This window comes from Colwellia sp. KU-HH00111, from assembly GCF_040362745.1.
Lineage (GTDB): Bacteria > Pseudomonadota > Gammaproteobacteria > Enterobacterales > Alteromonadaceae > Colwellia.
This window is the reverse complement of sequence record NZ_BAABWO010000012.1, coordinates 105,072-128,516: the sequence shown is the minus strand read 5'-3', so window position 1 is coordinate 128,516 and position 23,445 is coordinate 105,072. Positions and strand designations below refer to the sequence as shown.

The 23,445-nt window shown below is 38.9% G+C and carries 18 protein-coding genes and 1 pseudogene; 12 read left to right on the top strand and 7 right to left on the bottom strand.

The features are described 5' to 3' along the window. Positions 1 to 57 precede the first annotated feature (57 nt). The 4 genes from ABXG98_RS18010 to ubiE form a co-directional block, all read right to left on the bottom strand. Positions 58 to 921: a sulfurtransferase gene (locus tag ABXG98_RS18010; RefSeq protein WP_353540102.1), complete on the bottom strand. Its 864-nt coding sequence runs from the start codon at positions 919 to 921 to the stop codon at positions 58 to 60. A 62-nt stretch (positions 922 to 983) separates the two neighbouring features. After that, positions 984 to 2,555, bottom strand: coding sequence for a ubiquinone biosynthesis regulatory protein kinase UbiB (gene ubiB, locus ABXG98_RS18005; protein WP_353540093.1), 1,572 nt, complete (start codon positions 2,553 to 2,555; stop codon positions 984 to 986). Then, the gene (locus tag ABXG98_RS18000; protein WP_353540092.1) at positions 2,548 to 3,159 is read right to left on the bottom strand and encodes a ubiquinone biosynthesis accessory factor UbiJ; all 612 of its coding nucleotides are present in this window, start codon (positions 3,157 to 3,159) and stop codon (positions 2,548 to 2,550) included. The genes ubiB and ABXG98_RS18000 overlap by 8 nt, the downstream gene beginning before the upstream one ends. A 50-nt stretch (positions 3,160 to 3,209) precedes the next feature. Beyond that, positions 3,210 to 4,001: a bifunctional demethylmenaquinone methyltransferase/2-methoxy-6-polyprenyl-1,4-benzoquinol methylase UbiE gene (ubiE, locus tag ABXG98_RS17995; protein ID WP_353540091.1), complete on the bottom strand. Its 792-nt coding sequence runs from the start codon at positions 3,999 to 4,001 to the stop codon at positions 3,210 to 3,212. A 705-nt stretch (positions 4,002 to 4,706) separates the two neighbouring features. Here ubiE and ABXG98_RS17990 point away from each other — a divergent pair. After that, positions 4,707 to 6,689, top strand: a complete 1,983-nt coding sequence (locus tag ABXG98_RS17990) for a methyl-accepting chemotaxis protein (protein ID WP_353540090.1) — start codon at positions 4,707 to 4,709, stop codon at positions 6,687 to 6,689. 53 nt (positions 6,690 to 6,742) lie between these two features. On the opposite strand, the gene ABXG98_RS17985 is transcribed toward ABXG98_RS17990, so the two are convergent. Next, entirely contained in the window at positions 6,743 to 7,645 is a 903-nt protein-coding gene (locus ABXG98_RS17985; RefSeq protein WP_353540089.1) for a DMT family transporter, read from the bottom strand. Positions 7,646 to 7,781: 136 nt separating this feature from the next. Here ABXG98_RS17985 and ABXG98_RS17980 point away from each other — a divergent pair, with 136 nt between their 5' ends. The 4 genes from ABXG98_RS17980 to ABXG98_RS17965 all read left to right on the top strand — a co-directional run bounded on the left by ABXG98_RS17980 (position 7,782) and on the right by ABXG98_RS17965 (position 11,622). Beyond that, complete coding sequence (locus ABXG98_RS17980; RefSeq protein WP_353540088.1) at positions 7,782 to 8,408, top strand: DsbA family protein; 627 nt, start codon at positions 7,782 to 7,784, stop codon at positions 8,406 to 8,408. Positions 8,409 to 8,474: 66 nt separating this feature from the next. Beyond that, entirely contained in the window at positions 8,475 to 9,500 is a 1,026-nt protein-coding gene (locus ABXG98_RS17975; RefSeq protein ID WP_353540087.1) for a zinc-binding alcohol dehydrogenase family protein, read from the top strand. Between the two features lie 116 nt (positions 9,501 to 9,616). Next, positions 9,617 to 10,243, top strand: a complete 627-nt coding sequence (gene upp / locus ABXG98_RS17970) for a uracil phosphoribosyltransferase (RefSeq protein WP_353540086.1) — start codon at positions 9,617 to 9,619, stop codon at positions 10,241 to 10,243. Between the two features lie 62 nt (positions 10,244 to 10,305). Next, positions 10,306 to 11,622, top strand: a complete 1,317-nt coding sequence (locus tag ABXG98_RS17965; RefSeq protein WP_353540085.1) for a uracil-xanthine permease family protein — start codon at positions 10,306 to 10,308, stop codon at positions 11,620 to 11,622. Between the two features lie 515 nt (positions 11,623 to 12,137). Here ABXG98_RS17965 and ABXG98_RS17960 read toward each other — a convergent pair. Then, positions 12,138 to 12,884 carry a DUF4124 domain-containing protein gene (locus tag ABXG98_RS17960; protein ID WP_353540084.1) on the bottom strand — a complete coding sequence of 249 codons (747 nt, stop codon included), beginning with the start codon at positions 12,882 to 12,884 and terminating at the stop codon, positions 12,138 to 12,140. A gap of 796 nt (positions 12,885 to 13,680) precedes the next feature. Between ABXG98_RS17960 and ABXG98_RS17955 the strand changes: the two genes are divergently transcribed. Together ABXG98_RS17955 and ABXG98_RS17950 are read left to right on the top strand one after the other, a co-directional pair. Next, a complete protein-coding gene (locus ABXG98_RS17955) occupies positions 13,681 to 15,813 on the top strand; it encodes a TonB-dependent receptor (RefSeq protein ID WP_353540083.1) in 2,133 nt (710 codons plus the stop codon). Positions 15,814 to 15,900: 87 nt separating this feature from the next. Then, complete coding sequence (locus ABXG98_RS17950; RefSeq protein WP_353540082.1) at positions 15,901 to 17,004, top strand: PepSY-associated TM helix domain-containing protein; 1,104 nt, start codon at positions 15,901 to 15,903, stop codon at positions 17,002 to 17,004. 64 nt (positions 17,005 to 17,068) lie between these two features. Here ABXG98_RS17950 and yihA read toward each other — a convergent pair whose 3' ends face one another. Further along, positions 17,069 to 17,683: a ribosome biogenesis GTP-binding protein YihA/YsxC gene (gene yihA / locus ABXG98_RS17945; protein WP_353540081.1), complete on the bottom strand. Its 615-nt coding sequence runs from the start codon at positions 17,681 to 17,683 to the stop codon at positions 17,069 to 17,071. Positions 17,684 to 17,930: 247 nt separating this feature from the next. Here yihA and ABXG98_RS19000 point away from each other — a divergent pair. The 5 genes and pseudogenes from ABXG98_RS19000 to ABXG98_RS17925 all read left to right on the top strand — a co-directional run. Next, positions 17,931 to 18,215: pseudogene (locus ABXG98_RS19000) on the top strand (c-type cytochrome); the annotation flags it as partial. Between the two features lie 99 nt (positions 18,216 to 18,314). After that, entirely contained in the window at positions 18,315 to 18,884 is a 570-nt protein-coding gene (locus ABXG98_RS18995) for a c-type cytochrome (RefSeq protein ID WP_502901573.1), read from the top strand. Between the two features lie 199 nt (positions 18,885 to 19,083). Next, the gene (locus tag ABXG98_RS17935; protein ID WP_353540079.1) at positions 19,084 to 19,647 is read left to right on the top strand and encodes a paraquat-inducible protein A; all 564 of its coding nucleotides are present in this window, start codon (positions 19,084 to 19,086) and stop codon (positions 19,645 to 19,647) included. After that, positions 19,637 to 20,293 (top strand): paraquat-inducible protein A, encoded by a 657-nt coding sequence (locus tag ABXG98_RS17930; protein ID WP_353540078.1) that lies wholly within the window; start codon positions 19,637 to 19,639, stop codon positions 20,291 to 20,293. Before ABXG98_RS17935 ends, ABXG98_RS17930 begins: the two co-directional genes overlap by 11 nt. After that, entirely contained in the window at positions 20,283 to 23,348 is a 3,066-nt protein-coding gene (locus tag ABXG98_RS17925; RefSeq protein WP_353540077.1) for a PqiB family protein, read from the top strand. The genes ABXG98_RS17930 and ABXG98_RS17925 overlap by 11 nt, the downstream gene beginning before the upstream one ends. The last annotated feature ends 97 nt before the right edge of the window (positions 23,349 to 23,445 follow it).

Genomic DNA, 23,445 nt, shown 5'->3' with positions numbered 1-23,445 from the left:
GACACTGGCGCAATAAATTACGCTCTACAGGTGATGTGATCTAATGTAGGTTAGAGTTTATTCTGACAAGGTTACTTCAATAGCTAGACTCTCATCGCTACCCCAGTCAGACCAAGAACCGTCATAGAGTACCGTGTGCTGATACCCTGCAATGCTCGCCGCTAACATAATGATGCATGCAGTAATGCCTGAGCCGCAAGTGAAAATGATTTCAGTTTGTTTGTTGGGTATCATGGATGCAAAAATGTCGGCCAATTGCGCTGGATTTTTCATGCAATGGTCAGCTAATATGTTAGCAAACGGTAAGTTAAGAGAGCTGGGAATATGACCACTGCGCATTCCCGCCCTTGGCTCAGTGGCTGTTCCACAAAACCTTGCTGCTGAACGTGCATCAATAATGGCAAAATTTTTATTCGTCATATTGTTAACAATATAACTTGAATCACACACTAAGTTTGGTTGATAGACGCCGGTTAACTGGCCAAGTGCTGACAATTCATCTGGTATTTCTTTCTCTAGGCTTGATACTGTAGGCCTATTTTCTAGTAGCCATTGCGGCAGGCCGCCATCAAGCACCACGACATTGTTAAAGCCCATTGCTCGAAAAATCCACCAAGCGCGTGGCGATGAATAAATACCTTGATTGTCATAAAGCACTACTAAGCTATCTGGGCTAATGCCTAGTTTTTGTGTCGCTTGGGTAAACTGTGCAGGTGTAGGAAAAGCATTGTTTTGCGACGATGCTAAATTGCATAGGTCGTTTTCTAAATCAAAGCGCTTACTGTTTGGAATATAGATGGCTTGATCGTATTCAATTGGCACCTTGCCAACGACTTTAACCATGCTGGTATCAAGTAATACCAGTTGTTCATTGTCTAAGTTACTTTCGAGCCAAGCTGTTGTTACAATCGGATGTTTTATCATTTTTTTACATGCCTATCATCGGATCAAATCCAATTCGTTTACTGTTAGGTATTCAAAAACTAGGCAACAAAAACAATTGCTACAGCAATGATAATAGCAGCTGAGATAACACTGTAAATAATATGTTTACTCTGTTGTGCCTGGTCATTGAGTAATTTTTGCATTAACAAGGTTTGATGTTGTTGGCTTTCTTTACCTGCTTTTAAATAATCATAAATTAAATCAGGAATTTCAGGCAGTTTTTCATTCCAAAATGGTAGATTTTCTTTGATTTTAGAAAACACCGCTTTCACGCCCATTTGTTCTTTTACCCAATTTTCTAAAAAGGGTTTGGCGGTTTGCCATAAGTCTAATTGGGGATAAAGTTGCCGTCCTAACCCTTCAATATAAAGTAATGTTTTTTGTAGTAATACTAGCTGGGGTTGTACTTCCATATTAAAACGGCGCGCGGTATTAAAGAGATTAACCAACACTTGGCCAAAGGAAATTTCAGACAGTGGCTTGTTAAATATTGGCTCGCAGACGGTGCGAATGGCAAATTCGAATTCGTCAACACTAGTACTTGCAGGTACCCAGCCAGAGTCAACATGCAACTGGGCGACTTTTCTATAATCACGATTAAAGAAAGCCACAAAGTTTTCTGCTAAATAGCGTTTATCTTCACGGTTGAGGGTACCAACGATACCGCAATCTATGGCAATCCAAGTAGGATCACCAGGGCGTGTTGCATCAACAAATACATTGCCAGGGTGCATATCTGCATGAAAAAAGCTGTCGCGAAATACTTGGGTAAAAAATACTTCTACGCCACGTTCGGCTAATAATTTCATATCAACACCTAAGTCATTTAAGGTGTCAATTTCAGCAACGCCAATGCCGTAAATACGTTCCATTACTAAAACATTTTTGTGGCTATATTCACTATAAATTTCTGGCACATATAACACTTTGTCATATTCACTACCTTGCTGAAAGTTACGCTTTAACTGAATAGCATTGGCGGCTTCACGGTTAAGATCTAACTCATCTAAGATAGTCTTTTTATACTCAGCAACTACTTCAACAGGGCGTAAGCGTTTTCCATCAGGTAACCAACGAGCAACAATGGTGGCGATGCGCGACATCACTTTAACATCGGCCAATATTATTTTATCGATATTTGGACGCAATACTTTGATAACAACCTTTTCTTGTGTGTTGTTGGTTTCAATTAGTGTTGCTGTATGGACTTGGGCGATTGATGCCGAGGCAAGTGGTGTTGTATCAAAATCGGTAAAGTGTTGCTCAAATATTTCAATGCTCATCGCATCAATCACTAACTGTTTTGCCATTTCGCCATCAAAAGGGGTAACTTGGTCTTGTAACAAGGCAAGCTCATCAGCGAAGGCAGGCGGTAATAAATCACGCCGGGTCGATAGCATTTGCCCGAATTTTATAAAAACAGGCCCAAGCTCTTCAATAGCCAAACGAAATCGCTCTGCTATTGCTTTATTCTGGTGCTTATTACGTAACCAAAAGAGTGAAAAACGACCAAATTTAGCGTACCAAGGCAACATTTTTTTTGGCACCATTTCGTCCAAGCCATAGTGTAAAAATGTTTTAACAATGTGGTAGAGGCGGGCGTTACTCACGAGTTGAAAGTCCTTTAGTTAGCATTTGAATACGGTTAGCAATATCATCAACTTGACTGCTAACTTGTGTGACTTGTTGAGTAAATTGCTCAATTTGACTACGAGTTACCACCAACGCTTTTTCATGTACTATATATTCACTGGCATCGGCTTGAATTTGTTGACTAGCAAATTGCGCTTTATTTGCAATGCTTTTGCCAAGCTGCATTAACTTATGCGTTGGCACATCACCAATGTGTGTGGCTAATTCACTTTGCCAATCGATATTAAGATTTTCAAAAATGCTGGCAAATTGTTGTGCCACTTTTATGTCGCCACTTAATTCAAGCAAGTCTTGCTTGATTAACTCGGTTAATTGTTGTTCTGCTTTTAGTAATTGTAGCGTTTTTAAACTGGTGTTAATGGTGCAATCTGCACGTTCAGTTAAGCCAGAGACTATTATGGTGCTATTATCGACACTTAAACTAATAGGAAAGTTTAATTCAGATAAGGTTAGCGTCAGTGTTTTTTGTGCTAACTTGTTTAGGTCCACTGCTTGGGTGTTTAATGATAATGCTTTATTAATCAATAACTCTAACGATGAAGCGAGTACTTGTTGCAACATTAAGCTAACCTTGTTTTAGTCATAACGTGTAAGAATTAGTGAATCAGATTTTAAAACTTATAACCTTTGTGTAACGCAACAACGCCACCCGTTAAATTTTTAAAACTTGTTTGTTCAAAACCAGCATTATCCATCATAGTTTTTAACGTTTCTTGGTCAGGGTGCATTCGAATAGATTCAGCAAGGTATTGATAACTTTCACTGTCTTTTGCCACTAACTCGCCCATTTTAGGTAAAATATTAAATGAATAGAAATCATAAGCTTTATTGAGTAATTCATGTTCAGGTTTTGAAAACTCTAATACTAACAAACGTCCGCCGGGTTTTAATACACGATAAATAGAGCGCAATGCCATGTCTTTATCGGTGACATTACGTAAGCCAAAGGCGATGGTCACAATATCAAAAGTGTTATCTTCAAAAGGTAGGTATTGGGCATTAGCTTGTACATATTTAATGTTTTGTACTAAACCTCGGTCACGTAATTTATCACGTCCAACATTAAGCATAGAGCTATTGATATCAGCAAGTACAACGCTTCCCTGTTTGCCCACAAGTTGTGAAAACTTTGCGGTTAAATCGCCAGTACCACCGGCTAAATCTAGTACTTTATTGCCAGGACGAACGCCACTTGCGTCAATAGTAAAGCGTTTCCATAAACGGTGTACACCAAACGACATCAAGTCATTCATGACATCATACTGTTTAGCGACCGAGTGAAAAACACCGGCGACCATCGACACTTTGTCTTCTTTATCAATGGTTTTATATCCAAAGTGGGTAGTATTGTCTGTAGTTGTATTTTGGCTGCTTGGCCCTTGATTGTGTTCTGGAGCGGACATCTTCTATTCACTGATTACGGAAATTGCCAATAGTTTACTGTATGTTAGCTAGATAGCCAAATATCCACTGACTTTTTGTTGATTTAAAACATTATTGAACTAAGGTTTGCACAGTGTCGGACCAGCGTTTAAGCACAAAGTTGTGTAAATACATTATGTGTTAATGAGTTGTGTGTTAATGAATTAGGGTGCAATCACAATCGAGGCCAGTTTTTATCCATTAATTTGGAAATAAAAAAACATATATGTAATTTAATTACATATTTCGCTTGCATTATTCGAGTATAAGCTCTAAAATGATTTTGTTCCTCTTAGTGGACGCTTATTGTAATAATTGAATGTTCTAGCTTTCCTCATAGCTAATCTGCCGGTAGTCAAACTACCGGTTTTTTTTTGCCTAAAATAGCAATGTCTAGTGTTGTTAAAGCCGATAAGCGCTTATATATGACTTTTTACCTTCATATATATGATCAAATTAATACAAAATAGTTGATAGCAAGATAACGAGGTTAAAAAAAATCAAAACCATAGCCTATACGACTAAAGTCGGCTATGGTTAATAAGTCCGAATAGATCAATAAAACTGTCATCCAACTAACTTAAACTATCGCCATTGCCATAAGGGATTAACGGTCAAACACTTCCTTAGCATTAAACGTCAATTTGCTTAATAGTTTAAAAAATACAGAATTTTCAGGGATACTTATGAATATAGCTAATCTTTCATTTAGAACGAAAATAAACATTTCACTCGCTTTACCTATGTTAGGCTTTATATGGTTAGCAATTAGCTCTGTTATTGAGCATGTTGATATTAAAAACGAAATGTCGACCATTGCGCCCTTAACTCAACTATCTGTGGTGTATAGTGAGCTAGTTCATGAGTTGCAAAAAGAGCGTGGTATGACCGCCGGTTATTTGGGCTCCAAAGGCAATAAATTTGCCAATAAACTATCATCCCAACGACAAAGTACGGATCAAAAACGCACCAACAAAAAACAGTTCTGGAACGAGCAAACAATTAAAGCAAGCCATGTCGTCACACTTAATACGACCATTGATCAAGCATTACAAAGACTAGATACTATACGTCAACAAGTTGATGCGCAAAAAATATCTAGTAAGGAAGCTATTACCTATTATTCAAAATTAAATCAAGATCTTCTAAGTGTCGCCGTAGTTAATGCTGAAATCAGCACAGATGCACTTGTTACCAAAGAAACTATTGCTTATTTTAACTTTTTACAGGGTAAAGAGCGTGCAGGTATTGAGAGAGCGGTATTAAGCAATACCTTTGCAAAAAATGAGTTTGGCGACGGAGTATTTGCCAAATTTATCACCCTAGTAAGTGAGCAAAACACCTATTTTAATAACTTTAAGTCATTTAGTAACCCAGCTAATATTGCGTTTTTTGAGCAACAGCTTAACAGTGACTCAGTAGCCGAAGTGAACAAAATGCGTGTGATCGCCAATAATAAGCAAAGTGAGTTTGGCATTGACGCACAATATTGGTTTTCAAAGTCTACAGCTCGTATTGGCCAACTAAAAAAAGTAGAAGATCATTTGAGTAACAAGATACTCAATTTGGTAGAGGCAAAGCAAAGTGAAGCATTTAATTCGATGTTAATTTCTACCATTGTGAGTATTTTATTGATTATTGTTGCTTTTATACTGAGTTTTTATATTACCAATGAATTAACAGGACGCGTTAAAAATTTAACTAAGGTACTTGCAAAGGTGAGGCATGACAATGACTTAACCGTTCTTTGTCCTAATGAAGGCGCTAGCGAACTTGGACAAATTGCTGTGTCAGTCAATAAAACCTTAGCCAGTTTTTCATTTGTTGTTAAAGATATTTCATCGTCAAGTATGACCCTAGCTTCTGCGGCAGAGCAAACCGCGACAACCTGCGAATTTAATTCACAATCATTGTTTGAACAGCAAAATGGTATTGCCTTGATTGCAACGGCCATTGAAGAGCTGTCTGCAACGGTTAAAGAAGTGGCAGAAAATACCCAAAGCACAGCTACTTCTGCTAAAGATGCTGACACCAAAGCCAAGAATGGCTTAGAAACAGTGAGAAAGTCTTATCATTCAATTGAAGAGTTAGCGAAAGAGATTGACGGTTTAGCTTTGCAAATTAATAATTTACATGAAAGCAGCAGAAATATTACTAGCGTGGTTGATGTAATAAAGTCAGTGGCAGAGCAAACAAACCTGTTAGCTTTAAATGCGGCGATTGAGGCAGCAAGAGCCGGAGAGCAAGGGCGTGGCTTTGCGGTAGTTGCTGATGAGGTACGCACGTTAGCACAACGAACACAACAATCGACTTCAGAGATTGAAAGCTTTATTTTGTCACTGCAAGGTGATGCTAATGCAGCATTTAACGTCATTGAAACCAGCCAGCAAAAAGCCGAAGAGGCCGTTGAAAATTCAAAAGAAGTCGAACATGTATTAGAAGAAATTTCTGGGTCTGTGGGGGATATTTTTGCGATGACAGATCAAATCGCTACAGCTATTGAAGAGCAGGCGGTAGTGACTCAAGATGTTGCCCGCAACGTGGTCTCGGTCGAAGAAAAATCGGTGGAAACAACTAAGGGAGCAGATGAAATTTCTGTCACTGCTAAAGAGCAAGCAAATTTAGCCGCCGCTTTGCAAGAAACTGCAAGTATATATAAAGTGAAGTAGCCTTGCTATTTTGCTACTTCACCGTTCAAGTCTGATAAGAATAGGTAAAACAGTTAGCTTGGCTGTTTTACCTTAACTAAGGATACTTTGGTAAAAATAGCTAAATAGATCCCAGAAAATATCAGTAGCATCCCGCCAATATGAAAGGAATATATTTCTTCATTAAGAAAAAAAGAAGATAAAATCAGGCCAAAACACGGCATTAAATGAATAAATAGGCCTGCTTTGGCTGCGCCTAATTCATTGACCCCTTTATTCCAAAAAATGTAAGCTAAAATTGAGGGAAAAACCGCCATATACACTATGGTCATTATAGTATTATCATGCCAAACTATTGGCGTGGCGTAAAAATGGTATTCAAGAATAGCGAAGGGTAATAACGCAATAGAGCCAATGAGCACGGTAACGCCAAAAAAAGTAAAGCCATCAATATTTGCAGGTCGAAATCGCAATAAAACAGAATAAAGCGCCCAAAAAACTACTGCAATTAATACATAAATATCCCCTTGATTGATGGTGTAATTCAATAAGCTTGCAATATCTCCTTGGGTGATTAATAACAACACCCCACTCATCGAAATACAAACCCCAAGCCATTGTTGTTTTGACACTGATTCTTTTAACCACAATGCAGAGATTAATAAAATCACAATGGGGATCATCGATTGTAAAATAGTGGCATTGGTTGCTGTAGTAATAGTTAAACCTAAGTAGATAAAAGTATTAAAACAGGCGACACTTAATATTGATAATAAAGTCAGCATAGGCCAGTGTTGTAGTATCAAGGTTTTATTTTGCTTGAGTTTAGGCAATAAAAAAGGTGAAATTAAGAGGAGTGCTAGTAACCAGCGTAACTCTGCCATTAGGATGGGTGACATGATTAAGTGCATCGAGCGTCCCAAAACAAAATTACCTGCCCAAAATAACACTGTGAGTGTTAGTAAAATGTATGCCATTATTATCTCATTAGATTGTGTTGGAAAAATACTGCGGTAAAGAGTGATGGAAAAAGTTAGCTTTTAGTCACAGTCGTTGAATCACGGTGCTATTTTAACCTATTCAAGGTGTTATTAACTTAAAATGAGTAAAAAAATGTCAAAAAATCTTTTATATTATGTGTACGACCCCATGTGTAGCTGGTGTTGGGGCTATCGTGATACTTGGTTAGAATTGCAAGAAAAACTCGAAAAAGTCGTAGCAATTAAGCCGGTACTTGGGGGCTTAGCTGAAGATTCTGACGAGGCTATGCCTGAACAGATGCAATTGTTTTTACAACAAACATGGCAAAAAATTTCACAGCAGCTAGGGGCTCAATTCAATTTTGACTTCTGGACTCAGTGTCAACCGAAACGGTCAACCTATCCTGCATGTCGTGCTATTGTTTTTGCGAGACAATACCAAAAAGAACAAGCGATGTGCTTGGCGATACAGCAGGCGTATTATTTACAGGCACAAAACCCGTCTGACGTCGCTACCTTAACGGATATTGCCGCAGCTATTGGCCTTGATCGTAACCTATTCTCTGAACAACTTAATAGTGAGCGATTAAAGCAGCAGTTGCGCAGTGAAATAGCAATGGTACGAGCGCTACCTATACAAGGTTTTCCGTCATTAGTGTTAGCAGTTGATGGAGACTTATATCCTATTAGACTTGATTATAAAAATTGCCAAACCAGCTACGATGCCATTGTTGCTATTTTAACCAAAAATGAATCATAACTCGGTATAATGTGCTCCAATGCATAATTATAACTTTGCTCACCATTTAACGAACAGGATAAATTCATGAAAGCAGTAGCTTACACCCAATCATTAGCAATTAGTAACTCACAATCGTTGCAGGATATTGTACTGGAGCAACCCAGTGCAGCAGGACATGACATACTTGTTAAAGTAAATGCCATTGCGGTAAACCCCGTAGATTGTAAAATTCGCAATAATGTTGCCCCAGCAGAGGGAGAACATAGAGTACTAGGTTGGGATGCGGTAGGTGAAGTGGTTGCTATAGGTGAGGCCGTTAGTTATTTTAACGTAGGTGATAAAGTGTATTATGCAGGTGATTTAAATCGCCAAGGCTGCAACGCACAATTTCAATTAGTGGATGAACGCATTGCAGCTAAAAAGCCGACAAGTTTGTCTGATAGTGAAGCCGCAGCATTGCCTTTGACAACCATTACCGCTTGGGAGTTATTGTTTGAACGCTTAGCAATAAAGCAACAGCAACCTGACGCAAAAGAGCAGTCTAATGATGTTATTTTAATTGTCGGTGCTGCCGGTGGGGTTGGCTCAATTCTAGTACAATTAGCGAGTGTGTTAACCGGAGCAACAGTGATTGCCACTGCTTCTCGCGAGAGTTCGGTAAGCTGGGTAAAAAAATTAGGGGCTGATTATGTGGTCGATCACACTAAACCATTGGTTGAACAAATTGAACAATTAGCTATTGGGCAAGTGACTCATGTTGCCAGCTTAACTCATACAGACTCATACTTAGACAGCTATGTTGAACTGTTAGCGCCAATGGGAAAAATCGCTCTTATTGATGATCCACAATCAATTGAGATCAAAAAACTTAAACCTAAAAGTATCTCATTACACTGGGAGTTTATGTTTACTCGCTCAATGTTTAACACCACAGATATCGGCGAGCAGCATCGCTTACTCACTAATGCCGCAGAGTTAATTGACCAAGGTTACTTGCATACCACAGTTGCGAAGCACTTAGGTGTTATTAATGCTGAAAATTTGAAAGCAGCTCATGCCTTGCTTGAGTCGGGTAAATCTATTGGAAAAATTGTTTTAGAAGGCTTTTAAAGCTTAATTATAATGGCCAAGTTGAACAGACAAGGGCACAAATAGCCAAAAAATAGCTCTAATTTTTTTATCATTTATGTAAAAATAGAGCTATTATTTTTCAACGGTAATTCAGCATGTCAGTTCAAGAAATAAAACACCCTTTAGTACAACACAAAATTAGCTTAATGCGTGCCAAAAACATGAGCACCCGTAGTTTTCGTCAACTATCTGCAGAAGTAGGTAGCTTATTAACCTATGAAGCAACTAAAGATCTTGAGTTAGAAGATTTTCAAATGCAAGGCTGGGATGGTGAGCTAACAGGGCAGCGTCTTGTAGGTAAAAAGGCAACCGTTGTGCCAATTTTAAGGGCTGGTATAGGTATGTTAGATGGTGTACTTGAGCTAATGCCAAGTGCAAAAATCAGTGTTGTTGGTTTGTATCGTGATGAAGAGACCCTTGAGCCCGTTACTTACTTTGAAAAGTTAGCAAGTGATATAGAACAACGGATGGCCTTGATCATTGACCCTATGCTTGCTACGGGTGGCTCAATGAACGCTACAATAGATATCTTAAAAAAAGCCGGCTGTAAAAATATCCGTGCATTAGTTTTAGTAGCTGCGCCTGAAGGTATTAAAAAGGTACAAAGCGAGCATCCGGATGTTGATATTTATACCGCTTCAATTGATGATCATTTAAATGACAACGGCTATATTATCCCTGGGCTTGGTGATGCAGGTGATAAAATATTTGGCACTAAATAAAGCCTAAAATCCTAATCTAAAGTAAACCAATAACACTTTTAAGCCACTGCACAGGACGTATTATGTCGTTATCATCAATCAATAAAAACAGCGCCGCTCAACCCTTATGGCGTAATACGCTTGCTGGCTTACAAATGCTCTTTGTTGCCTTTGGTGCTTTGGTGTTAATGCCATTGATCACTGGACTAGACCCCAGCGTTGCCTTATTTACTGCCGGTGTAGGGACGCTTTTATTTCAATTTATTACGAAACAACAAGTGCCTATATTTTTGGCATCATCGTTTGTATTTATCGCCCCAATAACCTACTCAGTGCAAACCTGGGGCGTCGAAGCTGCAATGGGCTCTTTGTTTGTTACTGGTTTAGTTTATGTACTTATTGCTAGTTTAGTTGCGGTTCGTGGTGCAGGTTTTTTACATAAACTTATGCCACCTGTGGTGACCGGTCCAATTATTATGGTGATAGGACTTGGCTTAGCGCCTATTGCCGTTAATATGGCTATGGGCAAAACAGGCGATGGCAGCGCAGAACTATTTCCTTATGCAGATGCGCTAATTGTGTCAATGTCAGCACTGGTAACGACTTTGTTAGTGGCTACTTTAGGTAAAGGAATTTTCCGTTTAATTCCAATTATGGCAGGTGTATTAGTAGGCTATATCATGGCATCAGTAATGGGGATGGTTACAACGGAAGCCGTTACAAGTAGTGCTTGGTTTGCTGTGCCAAATTTTGTCACTCCAGAGTTTAATTTAGCAGCTATTTTATTTATGTTACCTGTGGCGATTGCCCCTGCTATTGAGCACGTTGGAGATATTCTAGCCATAGGCAGTGTTACAGGTAAAGATTATACTAAAAACCCAGGCTTACATCGCACACTGTTAGGTGACGGTTTAGCAACGTCTTTAGCCTCACTCTTTGGCGGCCCACCTAATACTACTTACTCAGAAGTAACGGGTGCAGTTATGCTCACCAAAATGTTTAACCCTCGTATTATGCTTTGGGCGGCTGTTTTTGCCATAGGTTTAGCTTTTGTTGCCAAGTTTGGTATTGCCTTACAAACCATCCCCGCTCCTGTTATGGGGGGCATTCTTATTTTACTTTTTGGCTCAATTGCCAGTGTTGGTATGAATATTATTGTTAAAGCACAGGTCGATCTTGCTGACCAACGTAACCTAGTTATTGTATCAACTACCTTAGTGTTTGGTATTGGTGGCATGGCTATTGGTAATCAAGATTTTAGCTTAACCGGCATTAGTTTATGTGGTTTAGTGGCGATAGCACTTAACCTTATATTGCCACAAGCAAAACCAGATGAAGAAAGCTTAGCGCAAGAACAAGCTATTGCTAAAGATTTGGTTGATCACGGGAAAGAAAAGTAAAAAAGAGAGGTACAGCGTAATTTATTCTGTAGGGCGTAATTCATTGCGCCAATGTCAGAATGAATTCTAACCTACATCGGATCACAGCTCATGTAGGCGTAATTCATTGCGCCATGTCAGCATGAATTCTAACCTACATTAGATCACAGCTGATGTAGGGCGTAATTCATTGCGCGTTGTCGGACTGAAGTCCAACCTACATTGAATCACAGCCCTTGTAGGGCGTAATTCATTGCGCCATGTCAGAATGAATTCTAACCTACATTAGATCACAGCCCTTGTAGGGCGCAATTTATTGCGCCAGTGTCAGAATGAAGTCCAACCTACATTAGATCACATCTCTGTAGGGCGTAATTTATTGCGCCAATGTCAGAATGAATTCTAACCTACATTAGATCACAGCTCATGTAGGGCGGAATTCATTGCGCCAATGTCAGAATGAATTCTAACCTACATTATATCACAGCCCTTGCAGGGCGTAATTCATTGCGCCTTTGTCAGAATATATACAAAAACTAATAACGTAGCCTTCGCAGCTTTCTATCAATTTTTTTAATTTCGTTGCGATTTTTTCGGCTACAGGTACTCCATCGTCTTCTTTGAGATTCATTGCTTTTCAAGGTTGGATCATAGATTGGCTCACTCCCACATTGGGCCCTGATACTCGATTCTAATTTACTTTTGATTGCTTCTAAACGGCTGCTTTCAGATTCATTTTGAGCTTGCTTATTATTTATAGTGGTTTGCAGCTCATTTATGGTGCCATTTTGTGATTTAGACCAGTTAATTGCACAGCGCAAATCGCGCAATCGCTTAACGTTAGATTCTGATTGTTTACGTTGTGAACTATTGAGCTGATTTCTACGGGTTGAATTATAATAGTTGTTTTTAGCAGTTTTAACATTCTTTCTAGTGTTATAAGCAATCCGCTCATTTAATCTCTTGAGCGAGTTTTGCCAATTTCTTTTAGACTGCATTACATTTTTAACGAAATACTTTGACGAGTATGAACCTTTCGACATAGATGGAAGCTTTATGTCACCACAAAATTTCTCGCCAAATTCAGTAGATACTGTAGTCATCGCTTCGTTGCTGAGGTCTACATCTAACTTTTCAACTTGTGTAGCGCTTTCATTACTTACCGTCGGTTTAATATTGGAAAAGGTCACTTTGCCATTTTCATCGGTGGTTTTATATACTTGTGCAAGAGTGTGCGGAATAAAGCTGATCAAAATAATACTAATAAGAAACTTCATGTTCATTGAAAATGCACCCCATGCATTAGTTAAATTTTTTGAGTTGATGATTATTTGAATTATTACAACCACTAGCTAATGGCTAGAATAATTAGTTAATGTAATTAATAAAGGCGTACTGTATCACCTTATCTCACTCAATAAAATTATTTGGTTTATTATTGAGTTAAACCAAAGTATGGTTTTGAAGTTACTTTGTTCTCTCATTACTTCCGCAATACGTGTGGATATTCAATTAAAGTGAGTATTCTTGTTCAATGGTTTTCTGGGCTGTAGCTAGATAAGGGTAAATCAATTGAAGCTTTTGAGTCAAAAGTCATGAGAAAATTGCAAAGAATGCTACCAAGATACAATAAATCTTATCGAAAGTATTAAGTAACATGTCCAGATAAAAATCTGATTGGTAAATATATGTTAAATTTCCCAATCAGTGACGGGTTTCTCATTATTTGTGATGATCCACATATGAATAATTGATATAGATCATAATTAATAGAGTATTTATACTATTTAATGCTTTACATTTATAGAGTGGTTACTCTATAATGACTTTGTTCTTAAGCGAACGCTTATTGTAATAATTTTTTATTCTAGCTTTCCCCATAGCTTACCAATGCCGATGACCACTTTTTCATCGGCTTTTTTATGCCCGAAATTAATTTGTGCTATACCATTTTTAAACCTTTTTCTAAAAGTTGCGATCTAAGCAACTACTAAATTAAATGTAATATATAATTATTGCAAATGATAATTGTTTGCATTAAGATTTGCCGTATATAACTTTATAATCAAGCGGAATCAAATGAACAAGTCAGTTTTAGCTCTTCTTATCCCAGTATTACTCTCCAGCATCAGTTACGCGCAAACGGACCCAGAAAATGTCTCAGATATTGACCTTGAACACATTGTTGTCACTGGCAGTCGCATTGTCGAAAGTATTGATGAAGTTCCAGCAACCATTACCATTATTTCTCGTCAACAAATCGAAGCCCAGCTAAAAGTATCTTCTGAGTTGCAAGCTATGCTCGCAACCTTAGTGCCGGGTATGGCAGCAAGTACAGGTACATCGAGTAACTCTAGCCAAACGTTACGTGGGCGTTCACCACTGGTAATGATTGATGGTGTGCCGCAATCAACGCCGCTACGAAATGGTGCTTTAGGTATTCGCACTATTGATGCTAATTCCATTGAGCGAATTGAAGTTATCAAAGGAGCAACCTCTATTTACGGTAATGGTGCTGCTGGCGGTATTATCAATTACATCACTAAAAGACCAGATGGCAATAGCACCATCACTGGTGAAGTTAGTTTATCAAGCCGATTTAGCGCGGTTGAATTTGAAGACACCGCAGGCCAAAGGCTTGAGGCTATGATTAATGGTCACATTAATAAATTTAGTTATGTAGCCAGTGCTAGCTACGAAGAGAATGGTCTACAAAAAGATGCTGAAGGTGATGTTATAGGTTTAAAATACGGCCTCTCTGATGCGGTTATGCAAAACTATTTTGCTAAATTAGGCTATCAATTTACCGATGATATTTCTATGCAAGTTGTTTTTAATCACTATCAATCAGAACAAGATAGTGACCTTATGGATGTTGTTGGTGATATCAATAGCGGCAACAAAACTTACGCGGTTAAAGCACCTAAAGGTACAGTTGCACCGGGTGAGCCCCAAGGGCCTAATAACCAGAACATTATGCTGAAATATACCGATGAAACGTTATTTTATAATACACAATTAGTTATTGACGCCTATGCTCAAGAGGTTGAAAATATTTTTTTCTTCTCGCCGGTTTTAGCTAACCTTGATGAGGGTTATAGCGGGGGGCAATCATTAATCAAGTCTGATAAAAAAGGTTTGCGTGCAACATTAAACAGCCAATTTGAGTGGGATAATATCGAAGCAACTTTTATTTACGGTATTGATGCTCTTAATGATGTGACCTCTCAGCCGTTAGTTGATGGCCGGATATGGGTTCCAGAAATGGATATGGATAATCTTGCTGGCTTCTTGCAAACTAAATGGGTATTCCAAGATGGTTTTATAATTAAAGCCGGTGTTCGCAGAGAGAATATCGATTTAGTTGTAAATGACTACAGCACCTTAAAATTGTGTAAAACTCCGGATGTGTGTTCAGTGCCGGTTAATGTTGTTGGCGATACTTTAACTTATAGCGCAACTACTTATAACGTTGGTATTAGATACAACTGGCAAGCATATTTTCAACCTTTTGCCAATTACTCTCAAGGATCAGATATTTCTGATATAGGTCGTTTATTACGTACAGCAACGGTAAACGATATTGCTGATATTCAAACCCAAGCTTCGATTATTGATAACTATGAAATTGGTTTCACAAGTGTAGTAAATAATAACTTCCGCTTAGAGTTTTCGGCCTATCGAAGTACTTCAGAATTAGGCACAACCAATAGCTATGATGCTGCCACGGGTATTTATATGCCTGTAAGAGCGCCACAAGAAATATACGGTTATGAAGCATTGGTAAATTATAGTTTTTCGCATAACTTAGATGTAACGGCAAGCTATGCATGGGTTGAAGGTAAAGATACCAAAAATAATATTTACCTTGGGGCGAAACAAATCAGTGCACCTAAAGGCACTATCAATGTGAATTGGTCACCTGTAGAAGATGCCCGTATTGCCTTCACTTACTTATATGTTGGCGATCGAAAACGCTTTGATCCTGTTGACGGTGCCTATGTTGGTGACAAAGGGCCTATAGATAGCTACCACGTTGTAAATGTTAGTGGTTATTATAATTTTGCTAATAATTGGGATGCCTATATAGGCATTGAAAATCTATTAAATCAAGACTACTACCCAGCAAAATCGCAAGCTTATACATACGGTGGTTACAATATTAAAGCCTTAGGCACTACTGTCAATATGGGCATAAAATACCAGTTCTAGCGTTAAGCGCCTCTTCAAATCAATGTACCCTTAGAAAAATTCTTTTGGGTGCATTGTTTGGGTTTACTTTCACTTTTAGGCAATATCTTGTTCAAATTAGTTTTACGGCGTTTACACCTTTGCTTGGCCATATTCGTTGGATTCTTTGTCATTAATTTAAGTATTTCGGGCGCATTGCTTATTTATGCCAAAGAGATACAGGCCATAGTCAACCCACATTATTGGCTAGTTGATATCAACCCAGTACAGAAGCAAAAGACGTTGCCACTGCCGCAATTAATCACACATATTCAACAGGTCACAGATGAGAGAATTTACATCATTGAGCTCAGCGATGAAACCAATGAAGTATGGCAAGTTATATTAGAGAACAAAGAATATCTTAACCTCAACCCTTATACTGGTGAAATACTATTACGACACAATTTCTATGATACCTTTTATGGCTTTGTTATGTCGTGGCATCGGTGGTTAATTTATCGCGACGGGCAAGGTAATCGGCCAATGCAGTTGTGGGTATCTATAGCCAGCCTAATTTTTATCATTGAGCTATTTATTGGCTTAACGCTTTGGCTTAAACCTAAACACCGCATAAAGCGTTTACGAGTAAGATGGCAAACAAAAAACAAGGTGCGCTTTCACCAGCTACACTTGTGTTTAGGTGTTTTTTGTTGTCTTCCGCTATTGCTCATTGCTTTCTCAGGCATGGCGTTTTATTGGCAGGATGCTTGTAAAAGCATTATTGAAACTTTGACATTTGACCAAATTGAGTCAACACCAAGTGCGCCAACATTATCATTTACAAATGGCAGCGATGAACAACTTCAGGATATAGCGTTAATGAATCTTTCTCATGCCTATCAGCAAGCACATTCAGTACTCGCAAAAGGCAAGGTTTATCGTATTTATATACCAACAAAAGTTAATGCACCACTTGGGCTACGAATTAAAATGCCAGATGAAAGCCACGGTTATAGCTGGAGTTGGGCTAATCCTTATAGCGGAGAACTCCTTGGTTTCTATGACGCGTCAAAGGCTTCTATTGCCACACAGGCTTGGCACTTTAAGTACAAGTTCCATATTGGTGATTTTATTGCTTGGCCAGTGAGTATATTGTGGCTGGTATTGAGTTTATTGCCAACTTTCTTTGTTATCTCAGGTTTGTACCTGTATTGGCAACGCAAGCGCTAACATTTTATTGAGTAGATTTTTTAAACATAGCGCTTATGTTTATGTGCATTAATCTGTGCCAAAACTATTCATTTTCTTGAGCAAACCAATCACAAATAACGTTATTGGCTTGTTCTGCGCCCGTGCGTTTTAGTGATGAAAAGGCTTGTACTTTGATGTTACCGTTAAGACTCGACAGGTCTTTTTTAACTTTTAACACTTCTGCACTGCTCTTACCTTGCGAGAGTTTATCGGCTTTTGTTAATAAGGCTAATACGGGAAGTTCGCTATCTACGGCCCATTCAATTAGATCTCTGTCTAAATCTTTTAATGGGTGTCTAATGTCCATCAGTACTACAAGGCCTTTTAAACTTTCGCGTTTTTCTAGGTATTCACCAAGCGCTTTTTGCCATTTCTTTTTCATTTCTAGCGGTACTTTAGCAAAGCCATAACCGGGTAAATCTATTAGACGTTTGTTTGGTGCAATTTCAAATACGTTAATTAATTGCGTTCGGCCGGGTGTCTTACTGGTACGAGCTAAACTTCTTTGGTTGGTTAAGGTATTTAATGCACTTGATTTCCCTGCATTAGAGCGACCGGCAAAGGCAACCTCAATACCACCGTCTTCGGGTAATTTACGGATATCTGGCGCACTTAGGGTAAAGGTCGCTTTACTTAAATGTATGGTTGTAGAAGACAAGGGCTTAACTCAGTGAAAAATAAAATAGTATTATACCGTTTTCTGGTGTTTTTTGAGTAAAAAAAATCAATAAATTGCATAAATACTGAGTTTTTCATGGAAAAATTATCTCGCTGCTGTTACACATTGACTATATTAGTGTAAAATAATGTCACTTTTTATACTAATTGTTGTTACTAACGAGTGGATTTCCTGAGTAAGTTAGTAATTTAATCATCATAATTAAAGACAAGCAGAGAGCAACTGAATGAAAAAAATAATCTTTTCCCTATTATTGACAGTGGGCGCTATTAGCACGGCAAATGCAGTACAAGGCGATGCAGCGGCTGGTAAAGAAAAAGCAGCAATGTGTGGTGCTTGTCATGGTGCAACGGGTGTAACGCCTAATCCACTTTATCCTGATCTTGCTGGTCAAAAAGATCAGTATCTCGTTAAACAATTAGCTGATTTTAAGTCAGGTGCGCGTACCGATATGATGATGGCGCCAATGGCCGCCAACTTATCAGAGCAAGATATGGCTGATTTAGCCGCATATTTTTCAAGCCAAAAACGCGCTAGTGAACAAGTTGCAGCACCTGCAGAAAGCGCAGCAACGCCAGCAACAGCGGCCGCTGTAGCAAGTAAGGTTGAAATTGTTACTTCCACGCCTGCTAAAGCTATTTATGCCGGTGATGTCAAAGCAGGACAAGAAAAATCAGTTATGTGTGCCTCTTGTCACGGTACTGATGGAAACAGCGTGGTTCCTATGTACCCTAAATTAGCAGGTCAAAGTGCCAACTATACAGCTAAACAACTAGCTGATTTTAAATCGGGTGAGCGTAAAGATCCTGTTATGGCCGGTATGGTTGCTGCGTTATCTGAACAAGATATGAATGACTTAGCTGCTTATTTTGCCGTACAAACTCCTACTGCTGGTACAGGCGAGGGCAGCGCTATTGGTGAAAAGCTTTACTTTGGTGGCGATGTTGCTAAAGGTATTACCGCTTGTGTTGCTTGTCATGGTGTGAAAGGTAAAGGTATGTCGCAAGCAGCTTTTCCGGCAGTTGCAGGGCAAAATGCCGATTACTTGAAAAAACAAATTGCCAGTTTCCGTAATGGTAGCCGTGGCAATGACAATAACAGCATGATGCGTAATATTGCTATTAAGTTATCTGACAATGATATTGATGAGTTAGTAAAATATATGTCATCGCTTAAATAGTAAAGTCTTAGCCTTAGCATAACGTTAAAAAGCAGTGTTTATCACTGCTTTTTTATGGCTGATTGTTAGAGGATAACTTGCGAACTCTTGGTTTTTTCTTCTAAAATATGAAGAAGTAGATATTATTATTTTTCAGTGGGGAACCAGTATAGATACTAAACGGCTGATAGCTTGCCAGCAATGCGACGCGCTCTATGATATGCCCGAATTAAAACAAGGGCAAAGCGCTAAGTGTGTGCGTTGCGGTAGTACCATGGCTGAGCGTAAGGTTGATTCAATTGAGCGCAGCTTTAATTGGTCGTTGGCAGGGGTATTGCTGTTATTCCCTGCTATTTTACTGCCGATAATGGGGGTGACATTAGCAGAACAGTACCATAATGCCTCCTTGCTTGATTGTATTTTAGTGCTGATTGAGCGTGAATTTTATATGATCGCTATTTTAGTGTTTCTCTTTGCGATTGCGGTGCCTGTCGTGCGTTTATTTGGTGCTTTTTATATTACTTACTGTTTTAAGTTTAAAAAGTTCAAGCCCTCATTATTAAATTTCTTCCGTGCTTTTCATCACTTAGACAACTGGGCTATGCTTAATGTGTTTATGTTGGGTATTGTTGTGTCTATGTATAAACTACTTGATGATACTGAGCTTACAATAAACATGGGCTTGTTTGCCTTTATTCTTTGGTTGATTAGCTCAACCATGGCATCGGTTGCTTTAGATCACGGCTATATTTGGCAAGTACTAGAGGATGAATTTGTTGATTAGTACTGCCAAAGAAAAAAACCTTGCTCTATGTCCTCAATGTCACAAGCTTAATGCGTTGTTACAGAGCCCTGCCAAAAAAGAAAAAATCAAATGTGTGCGTTGCCATGGTGTGTATTATCAGCGTACACCTTATAGTTTACAGTATACTTTAGCATGGAATATCGCCGCATTATTGGCTTTTATTCCTGCGAACCTTTACCCTATTATGATTATTTATTCGTTGGGTATTGGCGAACCGTCAACCATACTTTCAGGCATAGGGCAGTTTGTTGATCAGGGCTTATACCCCATTGCTGTGATTATTTTTACCGCCAGTATTATTGTGCCACTTATTAAAATTATTGGTTTATTTGTATTGGTATATCGAGCCTATACTGGGGTACGTTTACAACCAGACAAGCACAGTAAATTTTACCATGTACTAGAGTTTTTAGGGCCTTGGTCAATGCTTGATGTGTTTGTGGTGGCATTGTTGGTTGCCGTGGTTGAGCTAGGCTTTGTAACCTCAGTTGAGGCAGGGCCAGCCATTAATTATTTTACCATAACGGTAATTTTTACCATGATAGCAGCCAATAGTTTTGATCCAAGGCTTCTTTGGGATAAAAAGCAAAGTAGCGAAAATGCTAAGGAAGAAAATGACAACTGAGAAACCAGTAATTAAATATGACAGGCGACAAGTATCTCCTGAAGTTGTGCCACGCCAAGGTATTTCTATTGTTTGGTTTGTCCCTTTTATCGCGCTTATTTTTGGTGGTTGGTTAGGTATAAAAGCCTTATCTGAGCAGGGTGTTTTTATTACCATTGAATTTGACAATGGCGCAGGTATTATCCCGAAAAAAACAGAGATCCGCTATAAAGGCTTGATCACTGGTATGGTCAATAAAGTCGAGCCATCAGAAGATTTAACATCAGTAATTGCTGAAGTTGAAATGACCAAATCGTTTGCTCAATACTTGACCAGTAAAACTCAGTTTTGGCTAGTCAGTGCTGATATATCACTTCAAGGTGTGTCAGGGTTAGACACATTATTGTCTGGCAGTTATATCAATATTATTCCAGACACAGCGAAAGAAGCCGAACGCCAAGACCACTTTATTGCCTTAAATGAACCGCCACAACTTGATATGACCACACCGGGGCTCTATCTTACCTTGCAAACCAATGTGTTAGGCTCTATTAGTGAAAATTCACCCATTACTTTCAAGCAGATCCCCATTGGTTATGTGACCAGCTATCGTTACATTGAAGACAGAGAGGGCATTGATATAAACGTGTTTATTGAACAAGAACACGCCCATTTAATAAAAGAGAACTCATTGTTTTGGAATACTAGCGGGGTGCAAGTAAGTGCATCTATATCGGGTGGTATTAAGGTTAATACTGATTCGTTGGCTTCTATGATTAGTGGTGGTATTGCTGTTGATACGCTCAGTTATCAAGAAAAATTAGCGCCAGCTAAAAATGGTCAAACATTTCCATTGCATAGTGACTTTCAAGCAGCTGAAACTGGCCATGAAATTGAGCTAACCTTAGATTGGCATTCAGGTATAGACCACAATGCGGCAATTTTATATCAAGGGCTAACCATAGGTGCCATTGAGTCTTTTAGTAAAATTGACCCCAAAACACGCAAAATTACCGCTAAGGCAAAAGTAAACCCTAGGGTGGTGCCTTATTTAACTGATCAGTCGCAATTTTATATTGTATCTCCTCATATTGATCTAACGGGTATTGCCAATGCTAAAACGTTATTAACCGGTACATACATTAGTATTCGCCCGTCGTTACAAGGCAAACCCACCAGTCAGTTTTCTGTTTATAATGCCAAGCCACCTTATCGATATTCTGAGCCCGGTTTACATTTGGTGATTGAGAGTAATGACCGACATTCTTTGCAAGTGGGCAGTCACATTTATTTTAAGCAACAAACCGTGGGCAGTGTTCAAGCCGTTGAAACTGTTGGGGCAGAGCAACATTTAATTCATATTCATATTGAAGAGGAATACCAGCATTATGTCTCGCCAACCAGTCACTTTTATAACAATTCAGGGCTAAAAATACAGGCGAACCTTCAGGGAGTAAACATTGAAGCACAGTCGTTACAAAGCATTTTAACTGGCGGTATATCATTCGTTAATGTTGAAAACGAAACGGCCGCTGAACCTGTGGTTAATGGTGATAAATTTACCTTATTTGCCAATCAAAAGTTGGCGATGCAACGCACTAGCTTTAGCTTGTCCATTTCAGCGAAGGAACAAATAAATAATAACACCCGAATTTTACACCGAGGTGAAGAAATTGGTGCGATCCATCATATCGAAGTTCAAGGCGATAAGAGCAAGTTATATGTAGGGCTTTTGCCAGAATATGAGAGTATTTTGCGTGAAGGCACGCAATTTTGGTTAGCCAAACCGAATTTGAGTTTATCAGGAGCTAGTGATACCGACGCTTTACTGGGTGGCGCTTATATTACTTTTAATCTTGATAAAGAACATACCTCGCCAAAAACAGACTTTATACTGTTAACTTCACCCCCGGCTAAGTATGCCAGTGCCTCAGGATTGCAATTATCGCTAGTCACTACCAGTGCTAGTGTTGCAACCGCAGGCAGTAGCGTCAGTTACCGTGGTGTTGTGGTTGGGCAGGTTGATAATGTTGCGTTAGACAAAAAAGCGGATCAAGTACGGGTAAATATCACCATAGATGATGAACATAAGTCGTTAATTAGACCTGACACGCGCTTTTATAATGCCAGCGGCATAATGATGAGGGGGAGTTTAGGCGACTTCGTGGTTAAAACTGAGTCAATAGATGCTATTTTACGTGGCGGTATTAGCTTTTATAATCCTAATGATAGTAAGTTGTCTGCCACTAAAGTACAAGAGTTAGACAGTTTTGAATTGTATGAAAACATGACCCAAGCAGAAAACGCAGGTTTGGCAATTAGTATTCATTTTGATGATTTTTCTGGTTTGAAAGTTAACACCAAAGTGGTTTACCAACAGCAAAAAGTTGGTGCGGTTACACGGTTAATTTTTAAAGATGATGTTGGCGTTACTGCTTTAGTGTTGCTAAATGATATTGGCGCGAAACTGGCAAAAAAAGGCAGCAAGTTCTGGTTAGAGCATCCTGAAATCGGGTTAGTGGGTACTAAAGACATTTCCTCATTACTCAGTGGCGCTTATATTGCAATGTTGCCAGCGGCCAGTCAAAGCACTGAAGCACTATCAGAACAGAATCAACAAGCTCAGTTTACCGCGCTAGCCTTACCACCCACAGTTAAATTTTTACCTTATGGCCTTAATATTAAGCTAACGGCAAAACGCTTAGGCTCGGTGCGTGTTGGTAACCCTATATTGTATCGTCAAGTCAAAGTGGGTGAAGTTATTGGCATTGATTTATCGCCAACTGCCGATACTGTTGATGTGTTTATTAATATAGCTAAACGTTATGCGCCGTTAGTAAATCAAGGTAGTAAGTTTTGGAATACTAGCGGTTTTAATATCGAAGCAGGTGTATTTTCAGGTGTGAATATTGACTCTGAATCGATTGAAACCTTAATTGCCGGTGGTATTGCTTTTGCTACCCCTGCGATGAAAAAAACAGCTGAGCCTGTAAAGGCGCTGAAAAATTTCATATTGCACCAAAACCCAGATACGGATTGGCTTGAATGGCAGTCAGGCATTGTTATTGGCCAATAACGGTTGATAAACTTCAATGCGGTGCAATCAATATTTCTGTTTTACCAAACGGAAAAAAGCACCGTTTGTTGATGTAGCGTAAAGATATAAGCACGAA

Bases quoted from the DNA above. Each gene is read 5' to 3' on its own strand.
- ABXG98_RS17935 (WP_353540079.1), top strand. From the start codon at position 19,084: ATGCCCGAATTAAAACAAGGGCAAAGCGCTAAGTGTGTGCGTTGCGGT.
- ubiE (WP_353540091.1), bottom strand. From the start codon at position 4,001: ATGTCCGCTCCAGAACACAATCAAGGGCCAAGCAGCCAAAATACAACT.
- ABXG98_RS17985 (WP_353540089.1), bottom strand. From the start codon at position 7,645: ATGGCATACATTTTACTAACACTCACAGTGTTATTTTGGGCAGGTAAT.
- ABXG98_RS17975 (WP_353540087.1), top strand. From the start codon at position 8,475: ATGAAAGCAGTAGCTTACACCCAATCATTAGCAATTAGTAACTCACAA.
- upp (WP_353540086.1), top strand. From the start codon at position 9,617: ATGTCAGTTCAAGAAATAAAACACCCTTTAGTACAACACAAAATTAGC.
- ABXG98_RS17955 (WP_353540083.1), top strand. From the start codon at position 13,681: ATGAACAAGTCAGTTTTAGCTCTTCTTATCCCAGTATTACTCTCCAGC.
- ABXG98_RS18000 (WP_353540092.1), bottom strand. From the start codon at position 3,159: ATGTTGCAACAAGTACTCGCTTCATCGTTAGAGTTATTGATTAATAAA.
- ABXG98_RS17980 (WP_353540088.1), top strand. From the start codon at position 7,782: ATGTCAAAAAATCTTTTATATTATGTGTACGACCCCATGTGTAGCTGG.
- ABXG98_RS17965 (WP_353540085.1), top strand. From the start codon at position 10,306: ATGTCGTTATCATCAATCAATAAAAACAGCGCCGCTCAACCCTTATGG.
- ABXG98_RS17990 (WP_353540090.1), top strand. From the start codon at position 4,707: ATGAATATAGCTAATCTTTCATTTAGAACGAAAATAAACATTTCACTC.
- ABXG98_RS17960 (WP_353540084.1), bottom strand. From the start codon at position 12,884: ATGAACATGAAGTTTCTTATTAGTATTATTTTGATCAGCTTTATTCCG.
- ABXG98_RS17925 (WP_353540077.1), top strand. From the start codon at position 20,283: ATGACAACTGAGAAACCAGTAATTAAATATGACAGGCGACAAGTATCT.